The organism is Aminobacter sp. P4_H6_2 (genome assembly GCF_056400805.1).
The window spans coordinates 1-5,241 of the sequence record NZ_JBFUKO010000379.1 but is presented as its reverse complement, the minus strand read 5'-3'; the positions used below and the strand labels follow the sequence as shown (position 1 = coordinate 5,241).

Annotated in this window: 6 protein-coding genes and 2 pseudogenes; 4 read left to right on the top strand and 4 right to left on the bottom strand. The window is 61.3% G+C overall.

The features are described from left to right. Window positions 1-79: 79 nt before the first annotated feature. Window positions 80-220, top strand: a pseudogene (locus tag AC1DUU_RS22240) (transposase domain-containing protein); the annotation flags it as partial. A gap of 131 nt (window positions 221-351) precedes the next feature. Here the strand turns inward: AC1DUU_RS22240 and AC1DUU_RS22235 are convergent. Continuing rightward, complete coding sequence (locus AC1DUU_RS22235; protein ID WP_476785560.1) at window positions 352-525, bottom strand: hypothetical protein; 174 nt, start codon at window positions 523-525, stop codon at window positions 352-354. Between AC1DUU_RS22235 and AC1DUU_RS22230 the strand changes: the two genes are divergently transcribed. Further along, a complete protein-coding gene (locus AC1DUU_RS22230) occupies window positions 524-1,432 on the top strand; it encodes a site-specific integrase (RefSeq protein ID WP_476785559.1) in 909 nt (302 codons plus the stop codon). The genes AC1DUU_RS22235 and AC1DUU_RS22230 overlap by 2 nt on opposite strands. Before the next feature lie 3 nt (window positions 1,433-1,435). Further along, window positions 1,436-1,756 (top strand): annotated as a pseudogene (locus AC1DUU_RS22225) (IS91 family transposase); the annotation flags it as partial. 100 nt (window positions 1,757-1,856) lie between these two features. Here the strand turns inward: AC1DUU_RS22225 and AC1DUU_RS22220 are convergent. The 3 genes from AC1DUU_RS22220 to AC1DUU_RS22210 all read right to left on the bottom strand — a co-directional run bounded on the left by AC1DUU_RS22220 (window position 1,857) and on the right by AC1DUU_RS22210 (window position 4,102). Further along, a complete protein-coding gene (locus AC1DUU_RS22220) occupies window positions 1,857-2,150 on the bottom strand; it encodes an HdeA/HdeB family chaperone (RefSeq protein ID WP_476785558.1) in 294 nt (97 codons plus the stop codon). Window positions 2,151-2,566: 416 nt separating this feature from the next. Further along, entirely contained in the window at window positions 2,567-3,556 is a 990-nt protein-coding gene (gene rsgA / locus AC1DUU_RS22215) for a ribosome small subunit-dependent GTPase A (protein ID WP_476785557.1), read from the bottom strand. 144 nt (window positions 3,557-3,700) lie between these two features. Beyond that, window positions 3,701-4,102: a hypothetical protein gene (locus AC1DUU_RS22210; protein WP_476785556.1), complete on the bottom strand. Its 402-nt coding sequence runs from the start codon at window positions 4,100-4,102 to the stop codon at window positions 3,701-3,703. Window positions 4,103-4,763: 661 nt separating this feature from the next. Between AC1DUU_RS22210 and AC1DUU_RS22205 the strand changes: the two genes are divergently transcribed. Then, window positions 4,764-5,241: LysR family transcriptional regulator (locus AC1DUU_RS22205; protein WP_476785555.1), on the top strand; the 478-nt coding region annotated here is incomplete at its 3' end.

The following is a 5,241-nucleotide window of genomic DNA, read 5'->3' as shown; positions in this document are numbered from 1 at the left end:
CAGCTGGTGCGTTCGTGGCTGGAGCAGCCATCGGTAGTGCGCTCAATTAGCCGCGCAATGTCGAACCTGCGCGCTATGGCAAAACTGGGCGACAATCGCGTCGCTCGCCGAGACTTGCAAACTCAACGTCGTCATGCCGCAGGCCTATCTGGCCAGCACGCTCACAGCCATCGTCAACGGCCATAAACAGAGCCGGGTCGATGACTTCCTTCCCTGGAACATCCACCCAAGGTGTGAACGGGACACCGCATACAGCGATGCTTCACAATCTCAAACCTTTCCGACGCTTCGCTTAGCGAGAGTCCGTCGTCATCTGAGGTGGCCGGCGATCGGACAGGAACCGCCCGATGGCTATTCTGAGGTTCGAAAGACCTCTCTAACGGTCTTGATCGACCCGGCGTCGTTGACCCTGTAACCGGGTAATTGCGAAATCGCGGCATGGAACTCGTCGCCGCGCATGATCGAAAGCACGCGCTTGGGCAGCGGCAGAGCATGACGGGCTTCTTCAACAAGGAGCCGGACCATGCCCCACCCTGTTCTCGATGCACCCATCAGTCCGCTGCGCCAGCGGTTGATCGACGACATGACCCTGCGCCGGTTCAGCGAGGAGACACAGCGCAACTACATCCGCGATGTCGGACGGTTCGCGACCTTCCTTGGCCGCCCGCCCGATATGGCGACGGCAGACGACCTTCGCCGGTTCCAGGTCTGGCAGCAGGAGGACGGCGTTCCCGTGCCGACCATGAACAGCATCGTGTCGGCGTTGCGCTTCTTCTTCACCCACACGACCGACCGGCCGGACCTGGCGCGCAGGCTTGTCCGTCTGTCACATCCGCGCAAGCTGCCCATGGTGCTGAGCCGCGACGAGGTTGCCTGCCTTGTCAACGCCACCACCTGCCTCAAACGCCAGGCTGCGCTGTCGGTCGCCTATGGCGCAGGCCTGCGCGTGGCCGAGGTGTCGACGCTGAAAGTCACTGATGTCGACAGCGAGCGGATGCTACTGCGTGTCGAGCGCGGCAAGGGCGGGCGGTGCCGCAATGCCATGCTGTCGCCGGACCTGCTCGCGCTGTTGCGCCAGTGGTGGAGGGTCGGACGGCAGCAAGGTGTCATGCACCGCGACGGCTGGCTGTTCCCCGGACAGCATCCGATGAAGCCGATCAGCACCCGTCATCTCCATCGCATCGTCGTCGAGGCGGCACAGGCCGCGGACATCGCCAAGCGGGTCGGGCCGCACACGCTGCGTCACAGTTTCGCCACCCATCTTCTGGAGGACGGCGTCGACATCCGCGTCATCCAGGTCCTGCTTGGGCATGCCAAGCTCGACAACACGGCCCTCTATGCCAAGGTCGCAACCCGCACGGTGCGTGCGATCACGAGCCCCCTCGACAGGCTCGGCCTGTTCAAGCCGGCAGAGATCTCGCCCGATGGCTGAGGCGTGCGCGCCTCGATTGAGGTCGCCGACATCTTCCGTGCTGCCGGGCCGGCCTATCGGGCCACCCATGCCGGGCGCTTGAGCCTGCAACAGCTCAAGGTCATGTCGGCGATCGAACAATGTCGCACCGCAGCCCTTGGCGGTCATGTCGAGGCCTGCACAGACTGCGGCCATTGGCGGATCGCCTATAACTCCTGCCGCAACCGGCATTGTCCCAAGTGCCAGGGCGCCGCCGCGCGGGCATGGCTTGCCGAGCGGGAGGTCGACCTGCTGCCAGTCGGCTACTTCCACGTCGTCTTCACGCTGCCGGCTGAGGCCAGAGCCGCGGGGCCGATGTTGGCACGTCGCCCGCGAAATCAGTCCTTGGACCGTCGTATGGGAGCGGCCAGGAAGGGGCGCTCAGTCTAGCATCATGTAATTCCCGCTACGACTTGGCAACCGCCTCTATCGCGCTCGTCAGCGTGGCGCTGGGGTTCGCTTTGCAATAGTCAGCGATCTTCTCGGCATTGGCGTGCGCCTTGTCGCCATCCACCATGGCATTGCCGGCTTTGCCATGGACGTAGCCGTTCACCCACATGGCGACGCCAAGAGTCTTGGCGGCCGGCATTGCACCGACATCCTTGCAAGTGAGCTTCGACATATCCACTTCTGCGGCCATTACTTGGCCGGCCAAAACGATACTTGAAGCTGCGAGTGTGATCGAAAAAAAGCGTTTCATGGTCACGATCTCCTCCTAAAAGCCCCCCGCCTTGCAACGAGCGCTAGCGCCTTGTTGGAAATATGACAATCACGCCAAATTTACCGCGAAACCCTTGATGCGGAAATGGTACCGGGTCCCGAACCGGGCAAGGCGAAAACCTGGCTCGTGTTTGGTCGGAATGAACGCGGCGGCCCCGTCGGCAAAGCGCTGCAATGGCTTGTCTCAAGCCCGAAGGCAAGCTTGAACTCGCGGCTGAACTTCCTTCTCTGCATTCCCACTCTCCAGTTCCGTTAAACACCTTATCTCGGTGTCCACGAAACCGGCAGCAGGCCACGGGGCCGATTTCGGACCGGCCTGTTTCAGGTTCGGGAGCATCAGAAGCGGACCAACTTCCCGACCCACAAAATGAGCTTGTCGTGGTTTGAGGGCAAGTTTCAGCGGCGGACCGGCCTGGGAGTGCCGAGAGCTGTATTCTCGTCATGCAGCTTACGCCAACGCGAGAAGCGTGCGGGATCGATCCGCCCGTCTTCGAGGGCAATGAGCACGGCGCAGGATGGTTCGTGGGTGTGCGTGCAATTGCTGAATTTGCACTGGGTCTCCAATTCGGTGATCTCGGCGAACACCACATCGAGACCGTCGGCCATCTCGCCGAGATGCAATGAGCGGATTCCAGGAGAATCCAGCACCCAGCCGCCGCCGGCAACCGGATGCAAAGAGCGCGCCGTCGTCGTATGCCGACCTGTGGAATCATGGGCGCGAATGGCACCGGTGAGTTGAGCGGTGCCCGAGCCGGTGGCCGCCAACGTGTTGACGAGAGTCGACTTTCCCACCCCCGAGGAACCGGTGAGCGCCACGGTCTTGCCCCGGCCGAACCAGGGCCGCAGCTTTGTCAGCGCGTCGGGCCGGCGAGGATCGACCACAACCACCGGGAGGTCCCGCGCCAGTGCAGCGGCCTGCGCGATGAAGGAACCCACATCCTCCTTCGTGTCGGCTTTGGTCAGAACCAGAACCGGAGCGATCTCACACTGCGCTGCCATGGCCAGATAGCGCTCGAGCCGAGGCACGCTGAAATCGCCATTGCAGGAGGTGACTATAAACAGCGCGTCGATATTGGCGCCRGACAGCTGAGTGCTGCGGTCACTCATGCGCCGGGCTAGGAGCGAGCTGCGCGCGAGGCRCCGTCGCACAAGGAAATCGCCCGGTCCTGCAAGTACGAAGTCGCCCACCGCATAGTCGCCACTTGCGCTGTTGGCCGGCAGAACGAGTTCGATCGGACCATTGGCGGAATGTCCGCTCATTCGTGCGCGGTGAATATTGGCGATGCGAACGGGCACGAGGCCGGCCTCCTCCGCGCTGACCTGGTCACCGAAGAAGGAAGACCAGCCCAAAGCGATCAGTGCTGCCTCGCGCGTCGTTTCAATCAATATCATTTTCCTTGTTTGAGTCAGCAGCTGGCATGAGCGCATGACGCGGCTCCGCCGACGTTCAACGYTCCCTAGCACAKCGCAACCAACCGCGCTTGCATGGCGTCGGGTGGCCCGGTGGCAAAGCAGGGCRCGACAGCAAGTCTACTTGCCTCGCTTCTSGACCTTCAGGTCYGGAAGGCTGGGTCGCTTCGATTTGATCCCGGCCTCTTTCAAGGCCGTATATCCCACCTTCCTGAGGAGCTTCTCTGTTTTTGCACGCTCCTTGTCGCGAATGCTCTGGCCTTTGATCTTCGGCATCGGTCCTCCATTGCTTGCGTCTTCGATCGCTTTGGCAGACATGGCCTCAAACATTGAATTCAGTACAGGCGTTAGGAAGAGCATTACGAAGCCAAAGGTTACCCCAGCCCCTCCTCTCAGAATGCGAATTGGCGTGAAATTTGATGGCTTCTTTGAAGGCTTGAACAGCATGTAGAGATTGGCCAGAGGAATGAAGGCCAAAGCCATCAAACCGTTGTTGCCGGAGATGTCGCGGGATCTCGCCATAGCGATCATCCCAAAAAATACCCGAAGATGACAGTCGCCCCATGATCACGACTACCAGTACCCAGACATATCCGCTGGCCATTGCTGGAACAGTCAGCAGCCAAACAAACTGCAAGACTGAAATTCCAAGCATCAGGAGCGCCGTAAAGGCGAAATATGGCGCACGAGATATCTCGACATCTGCCCTTTCTGTAACCCAAGCGATGACGCCACCATAATTACGGCGACGTAGCCGATGAGAAATCCTTATGACATTTTGATTTTCTTGCCGTCGCGGTCACCTCGTAACCCTATGTGCCGAGACGTATTGGTGCCACGCAGGTCAGCGCTCCAAGCGCCGGCGACATCGGGTGGCGGACGAAAATGTGGCTCAGCGCTATCGATCATGGATTGCAGTGGTACGACCGACTGCAGGTCTTCTCATCAGGGGATCCGTTCGAGCGGTTCGTGCCGCAGCGGGTAAGAACGTCCGGCATTGAGACCGCCGCCTCCATATTCATGGTAGCGTCGGTCGTCGGTTCTGCCGCCGCAATCCTTGCAAAAATTGTACTTTGAACCACGCGGCGACGTCTCGCTGCCCCGGCCATTGGTGCGATTGCGGCGCGGCGACAAGCACTCCATAGTCGCCGCCATCATTGCAGTGCCCTGCTTCGGAATCGTCATGCGCCGCGTCTTGCCTTCGCTACCATCGCTGACGATCTTTGAAGCGGCGGCGCGCCATTCGAGCTTTACCCGCGCTGCCGAAGAGCTGAACCTGTCGCAGAGCGCGGTTAGCAAGCAGGTCCAGTCGCTCGAATCCTTCCTTGGCCTGCGCCTGTTCGAGCGCATCCGGCAGCGCATCGTGCTGACCGAGGCCGGGCAGCTTTATCTCGCCCGGGTGCGCGAGGCCCTCGAAATCCTCGAATCGGCAACGATGGAGGCGCTGGCCTTCCAGGGCGGCGGCGGCATGCTCAACATCGCCACGCTGCCGACCTTCGGCTCGCGCTGGCTCGCCTCCCGTATCGGCCGCTTCCGGGCGCGCCACCCCAGGATCGCGCTCAATTTGACGGCACGGACTTGGCCCTTCGACCTGGTCGAGGAAAACATCGACGTCGCCATCTATTTCGGCGAAAAACCATGGCCCGGCGGCCCGTCCGACC

What these genes read in the sequence shown, in the direction of transcription:
- AC1DUU_RS22235 (WP_476785560.1), bottom strand. Translation starts at nt 525, where the DNA reads ATGGTCCGGCTCCTTGTTGAAGAAGCCCGTCATGCTCTGCCGCTGCCC.
- AC1DUU_RS22230 (WP_476785559.1), top strand. Translation starts at nt 524, where the DNA reads ATGCCCCACCCTGTTCTCGATGCACCCATCAGTCCGCTGCGCCAGCGG.
- AC1DUU_RS22220 (WP_476785558.1), bottom strand. Translation starts at nt 2,150, where the DNA reads ATGAAACGCTTTTTTTCGATCACACTCGCAGCTTCAAGTATCGTTTTG.